Genomic DNA, 21,998 nt, shown 5'->3' with positions numbered 1-21,998 from the left:
TCAAAGTTAACCTTCTTCGCGCAAATTCCGCAATCGGCTTTCCTAAATCGTAAATCCGGCGCTTTGGCTTAATTTTGCGGCATGCGCTATTTCATCGAATTCAGTTACCGCGGTACGGCCTACAACGGCTGGCAGAAACAAAACAACGCATTGGGCGTCCAGGAAGTGCTGGAAGCGGCCCTTGCCAAAGTGCTCCGGGCACCGGTGGAGGTTACCGGCAGCAGCCGTACCGATGCGGGTGTTCATGCAGAACAACAATTCGCCCATTTTGATTTGCCGGCGGCAATCCCGGATGTGGATTTAATGGTTTATAAATTAAATGCGCTGGTTCCGAAAGACATTGCCGTCCAGCGACTCATTCCCGTTGCTGAGGATGTGCATTCCCGCTTCGCAGCCACGCACCGGAAGTACGAATACCGCATTACCTTTCAAAAGAACCCGTTTCTGACGGATCTGGCAACGCAAATGCGGCGCAATCTGGACGTACCCCGCATGAATGAAGCCGCGGCACTGCTGCTGGCTCACAACGATTTCGAGAGTTTCAGCAAGATCCACACCAATGTGAACAATTTCCGCTGCACCATCACCGAGTCGCGTTGGGTCGAGGTCGGGGAAATGCTGGTATTTCATGTCAAGGCGAACCGTTTTCTGCGCGGCATGGTGCGGGCGCTGGTAGGCACGATGCTCGAAGTAGGGCGCCAGAAAATTACGGTGGACGATTTTGAACAGATTATCCTCTCCCGTAACCGAAAAAATGCCGGAGCACAGGCCCCGGCAGAAGGTTTGTTCCTCGTGGAAGTAGGTTACCCGGCGTCGTTGCTGGGCTGAATGCGGTTTTGGGTTTGCACATTGTTCACGAGTCTGAATATGCCGAGCGGATTGCTGTTTTTCAGTTCATCGGGAAGCAATGCGTCCGGCCAGTTCTGAAACGACTGCGGCCGCACAAACCGAAGAATGGAATGTCTGCCGACCGACGTGAATTTCGGATCGGCTGTGGCGGGGAATGGGCCTCCGTGGTGCATGGAAGGGCAAACTTCCACGCCGGTAGGTACGCCGTTCATGACAAAGCGGCCGGAGATTTTGGCCAGTTGTCGCACGATTTTCGGGTATTGAAATACTTCCGTCTCTTCGGCGATCAGAGTGGCGGTAAGTTGCCCGCTCAGATGCGCAACGGCATCGTAAAGCTCGCTTGTATCCTCGCAAACGACCAGCAGCGAAAACGGCCCGAAAACCTCCTCGTGCAATTTGGGATTAGCAATAAAATTCTTTCCCGAAACAAGCGCGATCGACGCTTCCGCCTGATTTTCGCCTTCGGAATGCTTATCGGAAATCGCCAGGACCGATACATTCGGCTGCTCCAATGCTTCTGCACGCAGTTTATTGTAGTTTTTGCAAATACCGGCAGTGAGCATTGTGGCGGACGATGTGTTCAGGATCTCGGTTTTGTAGGATTTCTGAAAATCGTCCAGCCCTTCCGATTTGGTGATAAATACCAAACCCGGATTGGTGCAAAACTGCCCTGCGCCCAAGCTGACAGAGCCTGCCAGCGTTTTTCCGAGCTCTACCGGGTGATTTTTGAGGTATTGAGGCAAAATCACGATCGGGTTCACACTGCCCATTTCGGCAAAAACGGGAATAGGCTCCTCGCGCTCCTGCGCCAGCCTGAAAAGCGCCATGCCGCCTTTGTAGGAGCCAGTGAAGCCGACCGCCTTCGTTGCCGGATGTTTCACCAAGGCGGTTCCTACCTCAAATCCATCGTCATAAAGCATCGAAAACGTACCCTCAGGCATACCCGTGCGCTCGGCGGCGCGTACAATCGCCTGCGCGGTGAGGTCGCTTACACCCGGGTGCGCGGGGTGCGCCTTCACGATCACCGGATTTCCTGCTGCCAATGCAGGACCGGAATCCACGCCGGCCACGGAGTAGGCGAATGGAAAGTTACTCGACCCAAAAACGACCACCGGGCCGATCGGAACGAGCATTTTGCGGATATCGGGTTTCGGTACTGGCGACCGGTCGGGCTGGGCAGTATCAATGGATGCCTCTACCCACGAGCCTTCGCGGAGCAGTTCGGCAAATTGTGTAAGCTGGCTGATCGTCCGGGTGCGTTCACCTTGCAGCCGGGTGATCGGTAAGCCGGTTTCCAGGTTGGCGCGTTCGAGCAGTTGGTCGCCCAGCGCCATAATTTCTTCCGTAATGGCGATCAGGAATGCAGCGCGCTCGGCGGCGGGGATTTGAGAATAGCTGTCGAATGCCTCCGCGGCCAGTTCCATGGTCCGGTTTACTTCCTCCGTGGTGGCGCACCGGAACGTTTCCGGAAGATAAGTGTCGCTGGCAGGTGCGTATGCTTGGAACTGCTTTTCGCCCGCAGCCGAGGATGCGTAGCCGATGATGTTTTTACCCTGAATGCTGATCATAGCGATGATGTAGAATAGTCAATGGCTTAAAAAAACAAAAGTTTGTGCCATGCGGGACGACACAAACTTTATGACTCAAAATGATATTTCTTGAAACCGGCAGCCGGCTTACAGCAATCTTCCGATAATGTCGTCTACCGAAATGCCCTCCGCCTCCGCCTTGAAATTTCGGATAATCCGGTGACGCAAAACCGGCAATGCGACCGCCTTCACGTCCTCGATATCCGGCGAATACTTACCAGAAAGCAAAGCATTGCATTTCGAGGCAAGGATGAGCGCCTGCGAAGCGCGCGGGCCGGCGCCCCATTCGAGGTAATCGTTGGTATCCTTAATGGCCAAACTGCCGTTCGGACGCGTTTTGTGCACCAGTTTCACGGCATATTCAATCACATGGTCAGTTACGGGTACGCGGCGCACGAGGTGCTGAAAATCAGTGATTTCTTCGGCTGTGATCACCTTCTGCACCTGGTATCGGGTGTCGGTGGTAGTGCTTTTTACAATATTAACTTCCTCTGCATAAGAAGGATAGTCGAGCTGGATCATGAACATGAACCGGTCGAGCTGGGCTTCGGGCAGGGGATAGGTACCTTCCTGTTCGATCGGGTTCTGGGTCGCGAGCACGAAAAAGGGCCGGTCGAGCGGATGTTTGGCACCGGCAATGGTTACCGAGTATTCCTGCATCGCTTCCAGGAGCGCCGACTGTGTTTTGGGCGGCGTCCGGTTGATCTCGTCGGCCAGGATGATGTTCGCGAAGATCGGGCCTTTGATGAATTTGAAATTGCGGTTCTGATCAAGCGTTTCCGAGCCGAGAATATCGGAAGGCATCAGGTCGGGCGTAAACTGTATCCGGTTGAAATTCAGGTCGAGCGAAGAGGCGATGGTCTGGATCAGAAGCGTTTTCGCGAGGCCCGGAACACCCACCAGCAGGCAGTGCCCCTGGCAAAAAATGGCGGTGAGCAATCGCTTGACAACCTCGTCCTGGCCGATAATCACATTCCCGATCTCACTCCGGATTTTATCATAAGCTACTTTCATAGCTTCGGCAGCTTCTACGTCCGATGAATACTTCACGTTTTGTTTGGTTAGATTTTCACTCGTTAAAAGCAATGAACACCGCCGTTTTACCGCTATATATCGTCCGCGTTGGCGGCAAGCCCGAGTACCTTACAATTTTTGTACTCCGGTTCGATGCTGATGTACACGTCGCCCTGCGCTTTTTTGAACCATTCTTCCAGCGCATTGTTCCGTTTGTTGCTCAGCACGATCTGGGCGAGTTTTTCGTAATCGTCGTGCAGGTTAGCGGTGTGCGGCTCCGATTTGCTTTTGTACCAAAGGATACGCATGGCGCTGCTGCCATCTTCGAGGCGGTAAGATACCGGCATGCTCAGGTCGCCCACTTTCATGGTATCGATCGCGAAATACAGCGCGGGGTCCATTGAGGCGTCAAGCGTCAGTCTTGCCTGGCCGGTGCTTCTGTCCTGGATAAGTCCGCCCGATTCGGCCGTTTCCTTGTCGTCGGAATTATCCAGTGCCGCTTTGGCAAACTTCAATGAATCGGTTTTGATGAGCGCGCGGAGGCTGTCGAGTGCGCGGGTGGCGTCGGTCATGTCCGTGCCTTTGTTGTAGTCAGGCCGGAGCAGAATGTGCCGTGCATGGTATTCCGCACCGCGGGTTTCGATCAGTTTAATGAGGTGAAAACCGAATTGCGATTCGATTACGTTCGACATTTCGCCGGGTTTGAGCCCCAGCGCTGCGCCTTCGAATTCCGGCACCATTTGTCCGCGTTTCGCGAAGCCCAGGTCACCGCCCACTTTTGCCGAGCCAAGGTCTTCGGAATAAATCTGTGCAAGCATTGCGAAATCTTCGCCTTTTTCGGCACGCTGCTTCAATTCCTGCAATTGCTGACGCAGTTTTTCCTTTTGCTCGCGGGTTACCGTGCCTTTTTTCACAATGTGCCCCACCTCCACTTCCGAAGGAATATAAGGCAAGCTGTCTTTGGGAATGCTGTTGAAGAACTTGCGTACATCGGCAGGGGTGATTTTGACATTACCCGAGATTGTACGCTGCATTTTCTCGACGATCTTTTGCTCTTTCACCTGCTGACGCAGCTCGCCTTTCAGGTTTTCAATGCTTTTTCCGTAAGCCTCCACAATGTTTTTTTCCGAACCGAAACGCTGCACCATGTAGTTCATCTTCGCGTTCAGTTCGCCGTCTACTTCCTTGTCTTCCACCGTTACAGAGTCGATTTCGGCTTTTGCAAGGAGCATTTTGTTGATAATCAGGGATTCGAGCAGCTGGCATTTCTCGGGAGCGCCTCTTCCTTCGGCTTTGTACTGGTTGTACATGTCTTCCAGTTCCGAACTGAGGATGTAGTGGTTATCGACCCTCGCGATAATCTTGTCCAGGCTCACTCCCTGCTGACCTTGCCCGAAGCTCACCACGCTGCATAGCAGCATGAAAATGGCTGCCAGATGAGCCCCGATCCATTTATTTACTTTCATAGGTATTCCTTGTATGCTGATTTGGATTAATGCGGGTTCTATTTTTAATGCTAAAATACGGCTAACGCTTAACTTTTTCTAATTCCTGTGCATTCACTTTGACGGGGTATTTCTCCTGCAACCGGGCCAGCCATTGCTTTTCCAATTCCTTTTGGTAATCGTTGATCACCGTTCCGCGGGCTTCCGAAAACGTTTTGGCCCTCGGCGGATCGATTTTCGCCACATTCAGCCAGGTAAATGTGCCGCTCGCATTTGCCGTTTGCTCGCCGGTCTGCCATTTAAAACCTGCAAGCAGCGGGTCGGATTTCGGGAAATAGCCCTCCCGGATGGTCACAGCGCCCGGGGCATCTGCATTGTACACTTTTTCAACATCACTTTTCGACTGGCTGAAAAACTGGAATGCTACCCTTCGATTGCGTTCCGGCTCGGCCGATTGCCGGAAAGAACCATAGTCTTTTTCTATGATACGCAGAATCGGGATGTTTCGTGCATTTAAATATTTCACCACGTTGCGAACGCGTGTCGAAGAAGTGATTTCAGGCTCGTCGGCCGAGCGGTATCCGGCTATTTCAACCACATAATCCGCATTTTTCTGCATGATAATGTACAGGTCGGTGAGCGCGTCGAGTTGCTCGTTGCCTATTTCCACAGAATTGACGGGGAAAAGGAGCTCTTTCGATTTTCGTTCGAGTTTGTAGGGGCTCGTCGCCAGTGATTTGCGGACGCTGTTCAGCGTTTGTGTATCCTTCGCAGTCACGATCGTCGCCAGGGCGCGTTCCGGGTAGTTGTAGCGCTCTTTGTTCCGCTCATAAAAGCTCCGCTGGCCGGTAGAGTCGGAAAGCGAGCGCTGCCATACCTGCTCCTCCATGATCTGCGACAGGAGCACGCCTTCGCGGATTTCGTTCATTAGGCTTCGGAATTCGGGGTTTGTTTCTTCCAGATGGTCCCGCTCGTATTCCATGAGCGATTCGGTGAGGTAGTCGGTGTAATGGCGCCTGAAAACGACTTCCGGCGAAGCGTCTTTCGGGCGGGGCGTCTGTTTGCGTTTCACATAATTGAGGAACGACAGGGCGTCGTAGGGCCGCTGTTCGATCCGGAAGAGCGTCACCGTGGACCAATCCGCCGATACCGCGCGCTGGTAATCCCATTTGCCTGTACGCAGCGTGCTGTCGGCCAGGGCGGCAACGAGTTTCCATTGCTCGGGCGCTTCCTGCAATGCATATTTTTTACGCAAACGCGTCGCATTGGCCTGCTCGATCACTTTTCCGCGCGAATCCGTCACCACTTTTTTGCGCAGCGCCGGTGCCATGTTGGCGAAAGTTTCGATCGGCCGTTTCTCGATCAGGCGGATAATGTGCCAGCCGTACATTGTAAGCACCGGTTTTGAATAGGACTGGGGGCGTGTGAGCGCAAATGCCGCTTCCTCTATTTCCGGCACCATTTGCCCGGTTCCGAAGAGGGGCAGTAAGCCGCCGTTCTTCCGAGACTCACGATCGTCGGAGAACTTTTCCACCACCAGGTTCCATTCGTCGCCAGCCTGCAATTGTGCGTAGGCTTCGTCAATGCGCGTTTTGGCGGACTCTTTCTGAGCTGGCGTGCCGGCCGTGTCCACCGTTACCATAATGTGCGCCACACGCACCATGCCGCGGTTGGTGCGACGGTCATTCACCTTAATGAGGTGATAGCCTGCCTTGGTACGCACCGGCTGCGATATTTTGCCCACGGGCAGGGTATATGCTGCCGTTTCAATGGGGTAGAGCGTCTGGAATGCCGTGAAATACCCGAGATCGCCCCTGGTGGTCTTCGCGGCAGGATCTTTGGAGAACCGTGAGGCCATATCGGCGAAGTCCGAGCCTTCTTCAAGTCGCCCGCGCAGCGCGATTGCGGCCCGGTGGGCTTCGAGGGTGTCGGCAGGGGAAGCATCTTCGGAAACGCCCACGAGGATATGCGATGCCCGCACTTCCTGTTTCAGGCGGTCGTAGGCTTCGGTGGTGAGTTTCTCGACGAGGTCCTTGTCTACGAGGTGATTTTTGGCAAGCTGGTCGCGGTAGGAGGCAATTTCCTCGCGGTAATCGAGTGTTGTATCTTTCCCTTCGGATCTCGCCTGTAATACTTTGATCTTTAAGTCAGTATAAAGCGGAAGGTATTCTTCCGGGGACAATGCTTTGGTCGAATCGGAAGCGAACTTGTTTTTATTGTAGGAATCCTGGTAATCATCAATGGAAAACTGCTCTTTCCCGATCTCGACGAGGGGCTGAGCTTCGGTTACCGTCTGCTGGGGCGGGGCCGAAGTTTTGCAAGCGCTGACAAGTGAAATCGTAATGAGACCAATATGGAACTGAATTTTGGACATATTCAAATTAAGTAATAGGCTATCGCCGCTCATAGTAAAACCGCGTTAGCGCTCAAATATTGTAAAGCCAGCAAAGTTAGCCGCTTTCTGGTCAGGACAAAAAAAAGCTCCGGGCGATGTGCTTCGGCCGTTCACATTTCCCCATTCCCCAGGCCGTGCTATGGCAAAATTTGCCCAAAAGTTCGCCGCCCATTTGTGTCCGGATTTTTGAAAAAAGTTTATTAACCGGTTTTTATGATTTAAAAGGGAATTAGTATTTAAAAATTCGAAAAACAGCCCTTTGAACGATTTTGGGTATACTTTTTTAAGAACTTGTTCTACAACGCTTTAACTAATACAGCAGATGGAAGAGAGCAAAGGAAACGAGTTCATTCAAATGATCCGGGCCTTATGGAATGAGCAGAAAAAGCGCGAAGTTCTGTATCTCGAGGCCCTGAAAAAGGAAGGTATGGGGCCATTCAGGCGGGTGTTGAGCCAGGGGCACGTCAGTGCTTTGCTGTTCCAAAAGGAAATCCGTGCTGTTTACGACTACTTCAAGTGTTTTCTTAACGATAAAGAGCTCGCCGATCAAAACCAGATCACTTCGCGGACCTCATTGCAAATTCTCGACAATGCAAACGGGAAAGAAGAAGTCGCTTCCTGCCTTAAAAAGATCGAAGCGACGGTAATGCAGCTTTATAAGGCGATTAGCGGCTACCTCGAAAAAGAGCCGGAAGCGCAGCGCCTGATGGACGAGCATCTGATCCGGACATCGGAATTCCACGAAATGCTCTGCAAGCTGGAATCGGGCGGTCGCCGCGGTTACAGCCTCACGGCAGCAGCCTGATCTTTTCAGCCAATCTCACAAACGGCTAAATCTCATACAGCTCAATCGGCAGGTCGTCGGGATCTGCAAAAAAGGTAAATCTTTTGCCTGTAAACTCATCCGTGCGAATGGGCTCAGGCTTTATTCCCTGCGCATTGAGTGCCGCTATCGCCGTTTCTATGTCGCTAACCTTGAATGCAATGTGCCTCAGGCCGCAAGCCTCCGGACGTGATACGCGCGGCGGCGGCGAGGGGAACGAGAACAATTCGATCAGGTACTGGCCATTCAGCGAAAGGTCCAGCTTGTATGATCCCCGCGCTTCCCGGAAAACTTCCCGGTCAATTTGAAACCCCAGGACTTCGGTATAAAACCGCTTCGACTTCTCGTAGTCAGAGCAAATGATGGCGATATGGTGTACGGCTTCCAGTTTCAGCATAAAAAAGGCATTTGAAAATACCCTCAAAGATAGCTGCGGCCGTCAGATCTTGATAAAAATCTTCTTTTTATACATCCAGCGCAAAATCAGCCATTCGATCAGCAGTACCAGCGCCCCGCTCACCAACGGTGCATAACCTTCGCCCAGAAATGCATCGTAATGCTGGCCTAAGTGGATTTTGAACGATTCGCGGATGAAACCTCCGAAACCGTCGGCGATCACGTAGGCGGCGATAGAATTGGTGCCAATGACGATCAGCGGGAAGAACCACGATTTTTGTCCTTTCACATCCACTACAAAATAGAATGCGGCGAGCAGCAGAAACGCCCATCCGCCGCTGAACAATGTCCAGGCCGGCGTCCAGATGCGCTTCACGATCGGATTGAGGCCGGTGAAATGGAACGCCAGGGCGAGCAAGAAGAGCACTCCGGCGGTAATGGCATAGCGTTTCAGCAGCCATGTCGACGACACGGCGGTTTTTAACCATTTACCTGCGATTAATCCCAATATCATCGTGCCGAGTGTAGGAATGAAGCTCAGCGTGCTGTATCCGCCGCCGTTGAACTCGAACGGTTTTTCGCGCGGGAACAGGTTCAGGAACCAGCGGTCGAATGCCCAGGCGGCATTGGTGTTTTTGTTCCAATGCGCGGCAAAGCCTTTCAGATTATGCTCCCAGTCGGCGGTGGTGCCGGTTTGCGACCAGTCGAAGCCGGGGCCAGGCAGGGGATAGGCGGCAAACACGCCCGCGTAACCTATGAGAATAATGCCCAATGCGCCCCAAACCAGCGCGTCACGCTGTGTTTTTTCGGAAGCAAGGCCCAAGGCAAACAGAATGGGGTAGCCAAGACCGATTTGGGTGAGTGTGTCTTCAAATGTAAAGTTGGTTTGCTCCGAATGCATGGAGCGCAGGAAAATGCCTAATAATATAAGGATGAGCGAGCGGCGGATCGTGTGTGCCCACATGGTGGCAACGGACTGGTCCTTGCTTGCGCGGCTGGCCATCGAGTAGGGCAGCGCCACGCCCACCAAAAACGAAAACGACGGCTGAATGAGGTCGTGCAGCGAGCATCCCACCCAGGGCACGTGACTTTGATGGAAATCGAGGAATGCCCAGAATGTGCTGTCCGGGAACGCTTCGGCCACTCTGCTGAGCCGCAGCACTTCGGCCATCATCAGGAACATGACAAATCCACGGTAGGCGTCGACAGACGAAACACGTTGAGGCGGCAGGGTAATGGTTTCTTTCAAAATGGTCGGTTTAGGTAACGTTACGGGTAATACTGGACAATCGGAGGAATGGGTTACATCGGAAAAGAAAAAACCCCGCGGGATTTACCTGCGGGGTTTGGATCAGGGAATGTGCCTGATTTTATACGTTCATCTTTTTGAGCTCCTTCACGGCATGGTCCGCAGCGCGGGCGGTCATAGCCATGTAGGTCAGCGACGGGTTCACGCAGGATGCCGAAGTCATGAAAGATCCGTCGGTAACATATACGTTTTCCGCACCCCAAACCTGGTTGTTTTTGTTCAAAACAGATGTTTTCGGGTCGTTACCCATGCGCGCCGTACCCATTTCGTGGATACCGATGCCCGGGTGTTTCGATTCGTCGTTATAAGGCGTCACGTTCTTCAGACCGGCCGCTTCGAGCATTTCGGCGGCATCGTTCATCATATCCTGGCGCATTTTCTTTTCATTTTCACCATAAGCCGCATCGAAAACGACTACGGGCAGTCCCCATTTGTCTTTTCTCGTCGGGTGCAATGTGAAACGGTTTTTCTCGTCGGGAATCATCTCGCCGAAACCACCGATGTTCATGCTCCAAGCGCCGGGCTGTGAAATTTGCTTTTTGAAATCGGCCCCGAAACCGTCGGTACCCACACCGCGGCCCCAGCTTTCGCGGCTTGCACCGCCCTGGTAGCCGAATCCGCGCACGTAGTCGCGCTTATCGTTGCCCCAGTTGCGGTAGCGCGGAATGTAGATACCGTTCGCGCGGCGTCCGAAGTAGTATTTGTCTTCGAATCCGTCGATATCTCCTCTTGCACCTACTGCCAGGTGGTGGTCCATGATGTTACGTCCAAGCTGGTCGCTGTCGTTACCCATTCCGTTCGGGAAGCGTTTCGATTTGGAGTTCATCAAAATCGAGGAGGATGCGATGGCGGAAGCATTCAGGAATATGATTTTGGCAAAATATTCCTTCGTTTCCATGGTATTCTGGTTGATCACCCGCACGCCGGTCGCTTTATTCAGCTTGTCGTCGAAGATCACTTCCGATACGATGGAATCCGTGATCAGGGTCAGATTACCGGTTTTCTGTGCTGCCGGCAATGTAGCAGCCTGCGTGCTGAAATAACCGCCGTATGGGCATCCGCGCATACACATATTACGGAACTGGCACGCGGCGCGGCCGAGCTCGGTATGGAATGCCTGCGGCTGGGTAAGGTGCGCCGCGCGGCCCATGATGATATGGCGGCCGGGGAATTTCTTCTCTACTTCTCCTTTTACGTGTTTTTCAACACAGTTCATCTGCATCGGCGGGAGGAAATTGCCATCGGGCAGCACGTCGAGGCCGTCTTTGGCACCGCTGATACCTGCAAATTTCTCTACATAGTCGTACCACGGCGCGATGTCGGCGTAGCGGATCGGCCAGTCGACGCCGATGCCTTCCTTGGCATTCGCTTCGAAATCCGCTGCATTGAGGCGGTAGCTCTGGCGTCCCCACAGGAGCGAGCGGCCACCCACGTGGTAGGCACGGATCCAGTCGAACCCGCGTGTTTCTTCGTATGGATTTTCCTTATCGTTTTCGAACAGGTAGCGGTGCTCTTCGTTCGCGGTGTAGCCAGTGCGTATTCCCGCCCAGTATTCTTCCTTTGCGACGGTGGTAACGCGGCCGCGGTGTTCAAGTTCCCACGGAGCGAGCGTCGCCGTTTTGTAGTCGACGATGTGTTTGATATCCCTTCCTCTTTCCAGCATCAGGACTTTCAAACCCTTCTCCGTCAGCTCTTTTGCGGCCCAGCCGCCACTTATTCCCGAACCCACCACTATCGCATCGTAAGTGGCTTGTTTTGTTGCTTTTATGTTCAGATTCATGATGAATATGCTTCAAAAAATTTTAAAATATGGCCTCGCGGCCTGTTACCTGATATCCCCGGAGGATTACATTGCCCAGTTTTTCTGGCCTGGTTTGAGATCAATGCAACCATCGTAACGGCCGGGAACCGCCACATATTCCAGTGCCTGGGTTGCGCCCGGCTCGGATGTGAAATAGCCCAGTAACGTCAATTCTTTCATCAGGCGGAAGAAAGGCACGCCGGCATCGGTGTATTCCTTGCCTGCCTCGGTATATTTCTTTTTCTCTTCACCTGCCTTGGCAAGCTCGTCTTTGGCACCAGCTTCCATTTCTTTCAGGATTTTGGTCTGCTCTTCGGGTTTTGCTTTGAGGAAATCCTTCTTTTCCAGTTCGGCCAAACCTTTGTTGAAGCTATCCTGGTCTTTTGCCGCATAGCAATCTTTCAGCATCATCTCGATAAACTCACCAACCTTGGCGTCTTTCGCACCCGGAGTGTCCGTTTTTGGAATGATTATTTCAGCTACTTCCGAAACCAGTGCCTTGCGGTCCTCGGAGAACGGAAAAGTCATCGCCGAACTTTCCGATGAAGGCTTGCAGCCTTCCAGAAAAGCCAGCATAGTGGGTGCGGAGAGTGTGCCACCCATTAACAGTGCCACACGACCAAGGGCATCACGTCTTTTCATCTGATATACTTAATATAGGTTAACAATCCAAAGTGTAATTCTGCATTTGATTAATGCAATTTTGAACAGCCTGCTAATTTATGAAATATTCTCATCCGTTAGTTGGTTAGAATGATTCTATATAGGCTTTTCAGGCCTACCAGGCTATTTCAGAGCGAAATGAGGGGAATTAAAATTGTATTAAAATGTCACCGCGCGTTGCTATCAAACCTGGAAACTGGAACGACTCAAAGTACCATTAAATTGCACCCGCGGATATCCGAATTGTCAAAACGGCCCATCACGTAAAACGTCCCGGGTTTCTCCCCGAAGCGTCCCAGGTCCTGCGTTTCGATAAACGAGCAGCTATCAAGGTTGGCGAGGTCGATCACATTAATGCCCCCTGTTTTGGACAATCCCAGGTTGTGGTCGCTCACGGCAAAGGGGTCGTTGACGTCGCGCAGCAGAATGCGCATGGAATACCCCGGCGTGAACAGGCCGTTGCCGTGTGAGTAGCCTTGTGAAAGCAGCTCGGTCATGCCGTATTCCGAATGGATCACAGGGACGCCCAGGCTTGCCGTCAATATGTCGTGCACTTCCTCGCGGAGCAATTCGGTACGCCGGCCCTTCATGCCGCCGGTATCCATAACCGTAAGCCGGTGGATGTCTTTCAGGAACGAAAGATCGAAGCTGCTTTCGGCAAGGTCGAGCAGCGCAAACGTGACGCCCAGCAGAAGCACCCCCCGGCCATCGGGGTTAGCGGCGATGTGCCGCAGCCGTTGCAGCATTTCGCCGGTGTTGTTCAGGTAAAATCCCGAGTATTCCGAATCGCTCTCCTCAATAAAATGTTGCATCATATACACCAGCGAAGAGTTGTTTCGTTCAAGGTATGACGGTAGCAGAGCGAGGATATGGAAGCGGTTCAGGTCGCCATAATTGTGCTGGAAAATACGGTATGAAATGGCCTTGTAAAGCGGCTCGTCGTACAAATGATGGCTGCTCGTGGCCTGGCCCGTGGTGCCGCTGCTCCTGAATATCACCGGTGCATCCGCAGAATGCCCCGTAGCGACCCGATGGTTTTTGAAAAACTGGATAGGAAGAAAAGGGATTTCGGTCAATGCGGCTACATGCGCGGGATCAATGCCCAGGTGCCGGATGTATTCGCTGTAAACCGGATTGAATGCGGCCTGGTAGCGGAAAACGCTGAGCGCAAGCGGCTCGAAATCGGCGGGTTCGACCGTCACGATCTGCTCCCGGAGGCCCGCCCGTATTTCGGCAATCGTTTTATTGTTTTGCAGTTCCAATCCTCTTACTTTCGTAGATACTAAAAAGGCAAAGTTAAAAATAGAAGTAATATGCAGCTGAAAGTTTCCTTGTTCATACTATTGGCAGCCGTGTCCGCCGGCTGTGTAGATATTCCCGATTTCAGCGACACCCCCAAAATATACTATAACGGCATTTCACAGGAGGTGCGGGTAGATACCATTCTCGGCGTTCCGCAGGAAGCCGAAGTGGTGACGGTGACAATCGACTTCGAGGACGGCGACGGCGACCTGGGCGCTTCCAGCGCGGAGGTGCAGGATTCGACAAATTTTACCAAAAAATACAAAGAGGTGCCGGGCTGGGGACTGGAAGCGAACTATGAGCTCGTGACGATGATCCAGCAAAGAGACAGCTCCTGGACGGAGTCGGTGTTGCAGGGCGACAGAACCAAGTTCTTCCCCTTGCTGAAAACTGACGGTAAAGCGGGGCCTATCAAAGGGAAACTCGACATGAATGCACGTTTCCGCCGGCTGGATACGGCCGTGCCTACCAAAATCAAATTCAAGGTACGGATCATGGACCGCGGCTTCCGGATCAGCAACCAGATCGAGACCGATCCGGTAACCGTGAAGCTCTGGCAATAATTTAGGGTTCTTCTACAATTTCGGCATTCAGGGTAATCCTGAATGTCGTTCCTTTTCCTACCTCCGAGCTTTTGACGAACAGTTTCCCGGAGTGGTAGTTTTCAATGATCCGTTGGGCGAGTGTAAGCCCCAATCCCCAGCCGCGCTTCTTGGTACTGAACCCGGGGTTGAAAATCTTGCCGATCTGCGCTTTGTTCATTCCCTTACCGGTATCGGCAATGTCGATCCAGATTTCCTTCGCACGCGGCGGCGCTTGCAGCGTCACGTGGATTTGGCCGATGCCGCCCATGGCATCCACCGCATTCTTACAGATATTCTCGATCACCCATTCGAACAAATTCTTGTTCAGCAATGCCGTTTGTTCACCGGCAAGCTGGTTATGCACTTCGAATTTGACTTTGGAAGAGACCCGTTTTTCGAGGTAATTGACAAAGTTCGTGACGATCAACGCAATTGGTTCCTGCCTGAGCGTGGGTACGGAGCCGATGTTGGAAAAGCGCGTCGTGATCATTTCAAGCCGGATCACGTCCTTTTCGATCTCTTCGGCAATGGACGGGTCAATGGACGGATCGCTGCGGAAATACTCCACCCATGCCATGAGCGAGGAAAGCGGCGTGCCTAGCTGATGCGCCGTCTCTTTCGCCAGCCCCACCCACACGCGGTTCTGTTCGGCTTTCCTTGCCGAGCTGAATGCGAGATAGGCCAGGTAGCCGATCAGCAGCATGACCGATAGCTGCAAAAACGGGTAATACCGCAGCTGCGTGAGCAAAAAGGAGTTGCTGTAATAGATTTTGCCGGCACGTCCCTTGCCAAGCTCCACCGGGATAGGCGGGTGTTCGAGCTTCATTTCTTCCAATCTTTCCTGGATAATGCGCTCGCGTTCCTGCCGGCTTATTTTCTCGGGGAATTTAATGTTTTTGTTGGGGTTGGGAATGTTGTTTTCGTCGACGTAAATGGCAGGGATCTGGTAAAAATTCACCGCGTCTTCGATCACCTGATAAACGACATTGAAGTTTTCATCGAGCGGGCTGTTGACGACATAGCGCAGACCTTCGGCATACAGCTGCACCTCTCTTTCTTCCCGTTCTTCGAGCTCTTCCACCAGCTTGTCGGTGTAAAACAATGAGCCGATGCTAAGGATCAGCAGAATGAGACCGATCCCGTATTTATAAAAGCTTTTCTGATCGTAAGTATCCATCAGTGACCGGCGCAGGCGCTGGCTGTTCAGGATGGCTACGGGGTGCAGCTTGAAACGTGGTTTTTCTTTTGGGGTTTCGCTGATCATTCCGGGCCGGGCACATTCTGCCCGATGTTAATGTTATAGTCTACAAATAACGTAAATAATTTAAGCTTAGTGGCTTCATGACCGTTTTTCGTAACCCCCGCCGATCAGTTCAGAAGCTGACCAAAGTCATGTTTTGAGGAGTTCGGAAGGGTGAAATTTGTATGACTTATGACAGATTTATTTAAATGCTTTCTAAATAAGTGAACGGTCATAGTTCCACATTCATATTATGGTTTTTGTACAGTATTTTTGTGAATCGAATTAGACCTAGTGATGTATAACCAGTTCAAATCAGTCAGTTTATCACATCGGAATGCTCCTCTTGCCATCAGGGAACAGCTTGCGTTGAATGAGGGGGAGGCAAAGAGCATGATGCTTCGTCTTAAAGACTTTTTCGATATCTCCGACGTCCTCGCAGTCTCTACTTGCAACCGTACCGAAATATATTACTCTTCTGCCACCGATCTTAATGAAGACATTATCAAGCTGTTGCTGATCGAAAAAGGGGTTGAGGATGTAGAAAATTTCAAACTGTTTTTTGAGCAATTCTCCGAAGGCGAAGCCGCGGTAAAGCACCTGTTCCACGTCGCTACCGGCTTGCAGTCGCAGGTGGTGGGCGATATGCAGATCCCGAACCAGATCAAGCACGCCTACCAATGGTCGGCCGACCTGAATATGGCCGGTCCGTTTTTGCACCGCCTGCTACACACGATATTTTTTGCAAACAAACGCGTAGCGCAGGAGACATTCTTCCGCGATGGAGCAGCTTCCGTTTCCTATGCGGCCGTGGAGCTCCTCGAAGGCCTGATGCCGAACCCGAAAATCCTCGTAGTGGGATTGGGTGAGATCGGGACGGATGTTTGCCGTAACCTTTCCCAAAATACGGATGCGGATGTAACGCTGGTGAACCGGACCCGTGCCAAAGCTGATGCGCTGGGTGCGGAGCTGGGATTCCGGGTTGCGGATTTTGCCGATATTGAATCAGAAATTTCACGTGCCGATGTGATCGTGTCGTCTATCCAGCGCGAAGAGCCTTTCTTCACCAAGGAAATGATGGTGCGCCTGCGCGGGATGTCATTTAAATATTTCATCGACCTTTCGGTGCCGCGCAGCGTGTCGCCGGAGGTGGAAGAAGTGCCGGGCGTAATGCTCTACACGATCGACTCGATCCGTTCCAAAGCCGACGAAGCATTGCAGCGCCGCCTGGATTCGGTTCCGCACGTGGAAGAGATCATCAACGAAGCGGTGCTGGAGTTTAACGACTGGTCACGCGAGATGATCGTTTCGCCGACTATCCAGAAGCTGAAAGGGGCATTGGAGCAGATCCGCAAGGAAGAACTGACCCGTTTTACCAAGAACCTGACGGATTCGGAGCTGGAAAAAGTAGAGCGCATTACCACCAGCATGATGCAGAAAATCCTGAAACTGCCTGTGCTTCAATTGAAAGCAGCTTGTAAAAGAGGCGAGGCGGAAACGCTGATCGACGTGCTGAACGACCTCTTCAATCTGGAGAAAGAGAAAGAAAGCCATTAATATCACATAGACCTCTTCCAATATCACACTCCCGGGCGCGCGTCCGGGAGTTTTTTTATGCAAAAAAGAGAGGGCGGCATATGCCGCCCTCTCTATGTATTACCTTACCCTCCACAATAATTAGTTGTTATCTTGAAATCCTTATCGCACGGGGCCATTGCCCGGCGGTTCGGATGAGTCGTTCGTCACCACGAATCGACATACGTTGCGGAAGGGACTTTAGATCAGCGGACCGAAAATTTTTTTAACTTTTTTTTAATCCTGGTCGCGGCTCATGGTTTCGAGCATTTTTCCAAGGTTCAAACTCCGGGCGGAAGCATCGAAAATTTGCCTGTAAACGCCATTTTTCTCATACAATTCTTCATGCCGCCCCGATTCGGCGATCTGCCCTTTTTTCATCACATAAATATGATCTGAATCGAGGATCTGCGCGAGGCTGTGCGAAATGATCACCACCGTCCGGTTCTTTTTGATTGCATCGAGGCTGTTTTTGATTTGCTCGGTGGCTATGGCGTCGAGGCTGGCAGTGGGTTCGTCGAGGAAGATAATGGGCGGATTTTTGAGGAACAGGCGCGCAATGGCAATGCGCTGCTGCTGGCCGCCGGAAAGCATTTGCGCGTCCGTTTCGTAGCCGGCAGGCAATTCCATGATCTGTTCGTGCAGGTAAGCGCTTTGGGAAGCCGCGATCATTTCATCCCAGCTGGCATCGGGCTTGCCGTATCGGATGTTCTCGGCGATCGATCCTTTGAAAATGTGATTCTTTTGCAAAACCATTCCGATCGCATTGCGCAACGACGACAGATCGTAGGATTTCAGCGGCTTGCCATCGAGCATGATCTCTCCCGAATCCTGTGCGTAAAATCCTACCAGAAGATTGATAAGCGTACTTTTCCCGGCTCCCGATAGCCCCACGAGTGCGGTGGTTTGTCCGGCTTTGATATCCATATTAATGCCGGACAGCGCCCTGGTGCCGTTGGGATATGCGAAAGAAACATTCCGGAGCTGGTAATCGCCGCGGAACCGGCCGGAATTGGTGTTCCCGCTTTTTTCTACCGACTCGTTTGCATCGAGGATATCAAAGAAACCCTCCGAATAGGTAAGGGCATCGTTCATCTCATCGTAAATGCGGTGCAGCTGCCGGATGGGTGCGGATACGTTGTTGAACAGCAGGATATGGAACATGATCGCGCCGATGGACATCTGGCGGTCGAGCACGAGGTAGGCGGTCAGGATGATGATCAGCACGACGCCGATCTGTTCGATGAAGCTTTTAATTCCGTCGTAAGTGAAATTGGTTTTACGCGTTTTCAGCTGCGAATCCATCAATTCCATTTGAAGGCCGTATTGTTTTTCGCCTTCCTGTTTCTCGCGGACAAAGGACTTGATCACGATCACCGACTCGATGAGACTGATCAGCCCGTTGCTTTTGTTTTCACGCTGCCGTTTCAGTTTGCGGCGAACACCCTGCAACTCGCCCGCCTGCCTGTAACTCACCCAGAAGTAAACCGGCAGAATGGCCAGCGCAATGCAGCCGACGTAGAAATTGGCCGAAAACATCAGTCCCAGCGCCACCATTGCATTGGCAAACAGCGGAAGAATGTCGATGAAAAAATTCTGGATCAACTTTGTGAGGCTTTCCACGCCGCGGTCGATACGCGTTTGCAGCTTGCCTTTCTGATTGTCGTTATCGCTGAAAAACGCGAGATTGTAGGTCAGGATGCGGTTGACGGCATTGTGGGACAATTCACTGGAAACCTTAATGCGGATCTTTTCGCCGAAATACCGCTGCCCGAACACGATGAGCGAGTTCACGATTTCCTTGATAAAAAGAATGGCTGTAATGCGCAGCAGAAGCTCTTTGCCTTGCAGCAAACTCCATTGCTTGTCGAGCATCGACTGAACGGTGTCCACCGTGTAGCGGAGCACCCAGGGGTTTACCTGGGCGGTAACGGCGCCTAGTAAGGTAAGGAATAATGCAAATGCGATTTGCCGGTGGTAAGGCTTAATGAACGGGCGGAGCCTTTGAAAGATTTGCCAGATATTCATGCAGGTTCAACACGAAATCCTGCAAAATGATTTGAATATCCGGCTCCTCACTATTTCTTGGGTTTCTTGCCCGAGCGTTTGATAGGCCGCCCGTATTTGGCCATTTTTTCCTTCGCATGATCACGACGGACATTAACCTTCTGATTCTTAGCTTTCTTTTCATGAAATGCCGCCCCTACATCCTCGCGTTTGGGACGTTTCAGTTCGATGTTTTTCATGAAAATTTTCGGCTCCTCGTCGGGTGTAAGCACTTCCGAGATCTTCAAATCCTCGGGTAATGGTAAAACGGGTATTTCAAAATCCATCAACGCTTCGATCTGCTCCTGGAACGGCTTCTCACGTTCAGAAATGAAGGAGATCGCTATGCCCTTGCGATCGGCGCGGCCGGTGCGGCCAATGCGGTGAATGTAGTTTTCAGGGATTTCCGGAATGTCGAAGTTGAACACGTGCGACACTTCGGCGACGTCGAGCCCGCGTGCGATAATGTCGGTAGCGATGAGCAGGCGGTAATTTCCTGCGTGAAACTGCCTGATCGTGTTGAAACGGTGGTTCTGGTCTTTATTGGAATGGATCACGCCGATCCTGTCGAGGTAACCCAGTTCCAGCTGGCCGTACAGCTGGTCCGCCAGCTTTTTGGTCGCCACAAAAATCAACACCTTGTTCATCTCCTCGTGTTGTTCGAGCAGCTTGTCGAGCAGGTTTACTTTCGTGTAAAAATTGGGGACATAATAGGCCTGCTGCTCGATATTATCCAGCGGCGTGCCCACCGGTGCGGCCTCAATGCGGACTGGATCATTGAAATACGCCTTCATCAGCGCCTCCACTTCCTGGGTAATGGTGGCCGAGAAGAGCAGGTTTTGGCGCCGCTGGGGGAGCAGGTCGAGGATGTTTTTCAGTTGGGTGCGAAAGCCGAGGTTCAGCATTTCATCCACTTCATCAATCACCAGTTTTTTGACTGACTTGGTTTTCAGCGAGCCATTCATCGCCAGGTCGAACAGCCGGCCCGGCGTGGCCACCACCACATCCGCCCCCTCGTGCAGTTCGGCCATCTGAACCTTGATATTGCCCCCGCCGTAAACGCCCACCACCTGCAGGGTAGTGTATGCGGCAAGTTTGCGCACTTCCTCCACCACCTGCACCACGAGCTCGCGCGTAGGCACGAGAACCAGCAACTGCGGCAGCCTGTCTTTCGCGTACTCGATCTGGCGGAGGGTAGGCAGCAGGTAGGCAAATGTTTTTCCTGTGCCCGTCTGCGCAATGCCGCACACGTCTTTCCCGGACATCATAACCGAAAAAACTTTGTGCTGAATGGGCGTCGGCGTGGTATATCCCGCTTCGGAAAGTGCTTTCAGGAGCGGTTTTGTGAGATTTAAATCTTCAAAAGTCATCATGCATTCTTGTAAAAGACTACAAAGGTACGGCTAAACACCCTTGCACGCATTACCCGAACCGTTTTATCTGCTCGGTTGCTGACTGAGGAATGCAGCAGCTATGCCGAATGCGGCTAGATTCAGAGTTTGATGAGCACTTTTGAAGTGACGTACGCGGCCCGTTTATTGGGATCGAGGAAGCGGAAATCGAGGATGCGGCGGGGATATTCTTCACAGCTTCCGACGATTTCCAGGTCCGGCCGGATGGCCCTGAACTCGCCCAAAAGATGCTGATGGGTATAAACGAAGCAGTTTTTCATACCCACCAGTTTTCCAAAATCATTCACCTCCATCACCTGAACACCGGAATAGAAACGCAAACTGTACGGAGCGCCCGCCTGGTAACTGAACAGCCGGTTTTGCGGCACACCTTTGGCCCTCGCGAGGATGCCCAGCTTTGCCGGGGCCTGGTACTCGTAAATGTTGGGATAAAAATAAGTGGTGAGCACGAGGTTGGCCCCGATCGCGAACACGACGCAGCCGACGATAAGCTTGTTCCGCACCCGCAAAAAGAAAATCAGCCAGGTGAGCACGCTTAATAGCGCCATAAAATGGATCAATCCATAATAATTATCGGCCGGGAATGTGAACCAGACGAGGCAAAAGAGCAACGCCAGCGCCGCATACGCCGCCACGGCATGCACATAGGCGAGCAGGCCCGAGAAGCTCTCAGGATCGCTTTTGAGCCGCCCGATAATGAACCCGCCCGTTACCACCGCAGCCACGGGATAGGCCATGTACACGTCCATCGTCGTCCGGAACGGGTTGACGTAGGCAAAAATAAAGGGCATGGTAACGGACAGCAGGCAAACCAGCGCTTTCTTGGAGGTTTCGTCGTGCTCCGGCACAATGACCCGCTGAACGAGTTCGATGAGCCCGAGGATAAGGAAAATCGTCCATGGCGAGAACGTAACCACCAGCGTAAGCAGCGGGTCGCTTGGCCACTGGTGCACTTCATACGGAAATGTGCTTTTCAGGAAAGTCAATCCGACTACCCCGGCGAGCGAAAAAAGGAGATTATGGATCCGTTTATCTTTCAGGTAGCTGTTGATTTGCCACATGATGAATGCATAGCAAGCGGCAAGGTACGCGGCATCGCCCAGCTCATTGTTGACCACGAAGGTCGCCTGCGCGGTAGTGAGTACGAGCACCGAAAGGACGGCGGATTCGGGCCCATAAAGGACTCTGCCAAGGCGGTAGGTGCAGAACAGGCCGAAAAGAACGGCCAGGAAGCCCGGAATATGCAGTGAGAGCTGGTTGATCCCGAATAGCTTCATTGCCTCGACCGATAACCAGAGAACCGGCGCCGAAATGCCGGTATCTTCCGATAAACGCCCGGTTTTTACGGCTTCGGCAGCCACGGCGGCGATCTGGGCCGATAAGTCCTCGGGAATGAGCATCAGCCAGCCAATCATCCAGATCAGCACGGCAGCTGCAAAAGCCCATTTAGTAATTTTCAACAAATCCTTTTGAAGCATAGGCAGTGTGCGTTTTTAACCTACCGGATGCAAAAATAAAGAAGGGCATTCAAAGTTGGATGCCCTTCTGTTCAAGA

General features: G+C 52.3%; 17 protein-coding genes. 4 read left to right on the top strand and 13 right to left on the bottom strand.

Features of this window, described 5'->3' with window-relative positions; genetic code table 11:
- Positions 1-81: 81 nt before the first annotated feature.
- The gene (gene truA, locus DFER_RS12350) at positions 82-828 is read left to right on the top strand and encodes a tRNA pseudouridine(38-40) synthase TruA (RefSeq protein WP_015811970.1); all 747 of its coding nucleotides are present in this window, start codon (positions 82-84) and stop codon (positions 826-828) included.
- On the opposite strand, the gene DFER_RS12345 is transcribed toward truA, so the two are convergent.
- The 4 genes from DFER_RS12345 to DFER_RS12330 form a co-directional block, all read right to left on the bottom strand.
- On the bottom strand, positions 804-2,417 hold the full coding sequence (locus DFER_RS12345) for an aldehyde dehydrogenase (NADP(+)) (RefSeq protein ID WP_015811969.1): 1,614 nt from the start codon (positions 2,415-2,417) through the stop codon (positions 804-806). The genes truA and DFER_RS12345 overlap by 25 nt on opposite strands.
- Before the next feature lie 108 nt (positions 2,418-2,525).
- Positions 2,526-3,488: an AAA family ATPase gene (locus tag DFER_RS12340; protein WP_041735047.1), complete on the bottom strand. Its 963-nt coding sequence runs from the start codon at positions 3,486-3,488 to the stop codon at positions 2,526-2,528.
- Between the two features lie 56 nt (positions 3,489-3,544).
- Positions 3,545-4,918 (bottom strand): peptidylprolyl isomerase, encoded by a 1,374-nt coding sequence (locus DFER_RS12335; RefSeq protein ID WP_015811967.1) that lies wholly within the window; start codon positions 4,916-4,918, stop codon positions 3,545-3,547.
- 61 nt (positions 4,919-4,979) lie between these two features.
- On the bottom strand, positions 4,980-7,271 hold the full coding sequence (locus tag DFER_RS12330) for a peptidylprolyl isomerase (protein WP_143828725.1): 2,292 nt from the start codon (positions 7,269-7,271) through the stop codon (positions 4,980-4,982).
- Between the two features lie 343 nt (positions 7,272-7,614).
- Here DFER_RS12330 and DFER_RS12325 point away from each other — a divergent pair, with 343 nt between their 5' ends.
- Positions 7,615-8,097, top strand: a complete 483-nt coding sequence (locus DFER_RS12325) for a hypothetical protein (protein ID WP_015811965.1) — start codon at positions 7,615-7,617, stop codon at positions 8,095-8,097.
- Between the two features lie 25 nt (positions 8,098-8,122).
- Here DFER_RS12325 and gloA2 read toward each other — a convergent pair whose 3' ends face one another.
- The 5 genes from gloA2 to DFER_RS12300 all read right to left on the bottom strand — a co-directional run bounded on the left by gloA2 (position 8,123) and on the right by DFER_RS12300 (position 13,546).
- Positions 8,123-8,512: an SMU1112c/YaeR family gloxylase I-like metalloprotein gene (gene gloA2 / locus DFER_RS12320; RefSeq protein ID WP_015811964.1), complete on the bottom strand. Its 390-nt coding sequence runs from the start codon at positions 8,510-8,512 to the stop codon at positions 8,123-8,125.
- A 42-nt stretch (positions 8,513-8,554) separates the two neighbouring features.
- Entirely contained in the window at positions 8,555-9,760 is a 1,206-nt protein-coding gene (locus DFER_RS12315) for an acyltransferase family protein (RefSeq protein ID WP_374754557.1), read from the bottom strand.
- 121 nt (positions 9,761-9,881) lie between these two features.
- On the bottom strand, positions 9,882-11,600 hold the full coding sequence (locus DFER_RS12310) for a GMC family oxidoreductase (RefSeq protein WP_015811962.1): 1,719 nt from the start codon (positions 11,598-11,600) through the stop codon (positions 9,882-9,884).
- 66 nt (positions 11,601-11,666) lie between these two features.
- Positions 11,667-12,263, bottom strand: coding sequence for a gluconate 2-dehydrogenase subunit 3 family protein (locus tag DFER_RS12305; RefSeq protein WP_015811961.1), 597 nt, complete (start codon positions 12,261-12,263; stop codon positions 11,667-11,669).
- Positions 12,264-12,490: 227 nt separating this feature from the next.
- The gene (locus DFER_RS12300) at positions 12,491-13,546 is read right to left on the bottom strand and encodes an acyltransferase (RefSeq protein ID WP_015811960.1); all 1,056 of its coding nucleotides are present in this window, start codon (positions 13,544-13,546) and stop codon (positions 12,491-12,493) included.
- A gap of 51 nt (positions 13,547-13,597) precedes the next feature.
- On the opposite strand from DFER_RS12300, the gene DFER_RS12295 reads away from it, so the two are divergent.
- The gene (locus tag DFER_RS12295) at positions 13,598-14,149 is read left to right on the top strand and encodes a hypothetical protein (RefSeq protein WP_015811959.1); all 552 of its coding nucleotides are present in this window, start codon (positions 13,598-13,600) and stop codon (positions 14,147-14,149) included.
- Between the two features lies 1 nt (position 14,150).
- Here the strand turns inward: DFER_RS12295 and DFER_RS12290 are convergent, their stop codons facing one another.
- Complete coding sequence (locus DFER_RS12290) at positions 14,151-15,434, bottom strand: sensor histidine kinase (protein ID WP_015811958.1); 1,284 nt, start codon at positions 15,432-15,434, stop codon at positions 14,151-14,153.
- Positions 15,435-15,707: 273 nt separating this feature from the next.
- On the opposite strand from DFER_RS12290, the gene hemA reads away from it, so the two are divergent.
- Positions 15,708-16,967 carry a glutamyl-tRNA reductase gene (hemA, locus tag DFER_RS12285; protein WP_015811957.1) on the top strand — a complete coding sequence of 420 codons (1,260 nt, stop codon included), beginning with the start codon at positions 15,708-15,710 and terminating at the stop codon, positions 16,965-16,967.
- Positions 16,968-17,222: 255 nt separating this feature from the next.
- Here the strand turns inward: hemA and DFER_RS12280 are convergent, their stop codons facing one another.
- From DFER_RS12280 to DFER_RS12270, 3 genes are all read right to left on the bottom strand, one after another.
- The gene (locus DFER_RS12280) at positions 17,223-19,013 is read right to left on the bottom strand and encodes an ABC transporter ATP-binding protein (protein ID WP_015811956.1); all 1,791 of its coding nucleotides are present in this window, start codon (positions 19,011-19,013) and stop codon (positions 17,223-17,225) included.
- A gap of 50 nt (positions 19,014-19,063) precedes the next feature.
- The gene (locus DFER_RS12275) at positions 19,064-20,401 is read right to left on the bottom strand and encodes a DEAD/DEAH box helicase (protein WP_041736406.1); all 1,338 of its coding nucleotides are present in this window, start codon (positions 20,399-20,401) and stop codon (positions 19,064-19,066) included.
- A gap of 122 nt (positions 20,402-20,523) precedes the next feature.
- A complete protein-coding gene (locus DFER_RS12270) occupies positions 20,524-21,921 on the bottom strand; it encodes a glycosyltransferase family 39 protein (protein ID WP_015811954.1) in 1,398 nt (465 codons plus the stop codon).
- Positions 21,922-21,998: the final 77 nt, after the last annotated feature.

Origin of the sequence: Dyadobacter fermentans DSM 18053 (assembly GCF_000023125.1) — a bacterium.
Taxonomy (GTDB): Bacteria; Bacteroidota; Bacteroidia; order Cytophagales; family Spirosomataceae; genus Dyadobacter; species Dyadobacter fermentans.
Note: the sequence above shows the minus strand (reverse complement) of the source record. Positions and strands in the feature narration are given on the sequence as shown.

What these genes read in the sequence shown, in the direction of transcription:
- DFER_RS12305 (WP_015811961.1), bottom strand. Translation starts at nt 12,263, where the DNA reads ATGAAAAGACGTGATGCCCTTGGTCGTGTGGCACTGTTAATGGGTGGC.
- DFER_RS12335 (WP_015811967.1), bottom strand. Translation starts at nt 4,918, where the DNA reads ATGAAAGTAAATAAATGGATCGGGGCTCATCTGGCAGCCATTTTCATG.
- DFER_RS12270 (WP_015811954.1), bottom strand. Translation starts at nt 21,921, where the DNA reads ATGCTTCAAAAGGATTTGTTGAAAATTACTAAATGGGCTTTTGCAGCT.
- DFER_RS12310 (WP_015811962.1), bottom strand. Translation starts at nt 11,600, where the DNA reads ATGAATCTGAACATAAAAGCAACAAAACAAGCCACTTACGATGCGATA.
- DFER_RS12290 (WP_015811958.1), bottom strand. Translation starts at nt 15,434, where the DNA reads ATGATCAGCGAAACCCCAAAAGAAAAACCACGTTTCAAGCTGCACCCC.
- DFER_RS12295 (WP_015811959.1), top strand. Translation starts at nt 13,598, where the DNA reads ATGCAGCTGAAAGTTTCCTTGTTCATACTATTGGCAGCCGTGTCCGCC.
- truA (WP_015811970.1), top strand. Translation starts at nt 82, where the DNA reads ATGCGCTATTTCATCGAATTCAGTTACCGCGGTACGGCCTACAACGGC.
- DFER_RS12325 (WP_015811965.1), top strand. Translation starts at nt 7,615, where the DNA reads ATGGAAGAGAGCAAAGGAAACGAGTTCATTCAAATGATCCGGGCCTTA.
- DFER_RS12330 (WP_143828725.1), bottom strand. Translation starts at nt 7,271, where the DNA reads ATGTCCAAAATTCAGTTCCATATTGGTCTCATTACGATTTCACTTGTC.
- DFER_RS12280 (WP_015811956.1), bottom strand. Translation starts at nt 19,013, where the DNA reads ATGAATATCTGGCAAATCTTTCAAAGGCTCCGCCCGTTCATTAAGCCT.
- DFER_RS12275 (WP_041736406.1), bottom strand. Translation starts at nt 20,401, where the DNA reads ATGACTTTTGAAGATTTAAATCTCACAAAACCGCTCCTGAAAGCACTT.
- hemA (WP_015811957.1), top strand. Translation starts at nt 15,708, where the DNA reads ATGTATAACCAGTTCAAATCAGTCAGTTTATCACATCGGAATGCTCCT.
- gloA2 (WP_015811964.1), bottom strand. Translation starts at nt 8,512, where the DNA reads ATGCTGAAACTGGAAGCCGTACACCATATCGCCATCATTTGCTCTGAC.
- DFER_RS12345 (WP_015811969.1), bottom strand. Translation starts at nt 2,417, where the DNA reads ATGATCAGCATTCAGGGTAAAAACATCATCGGCTACGCATCCTCGGCT.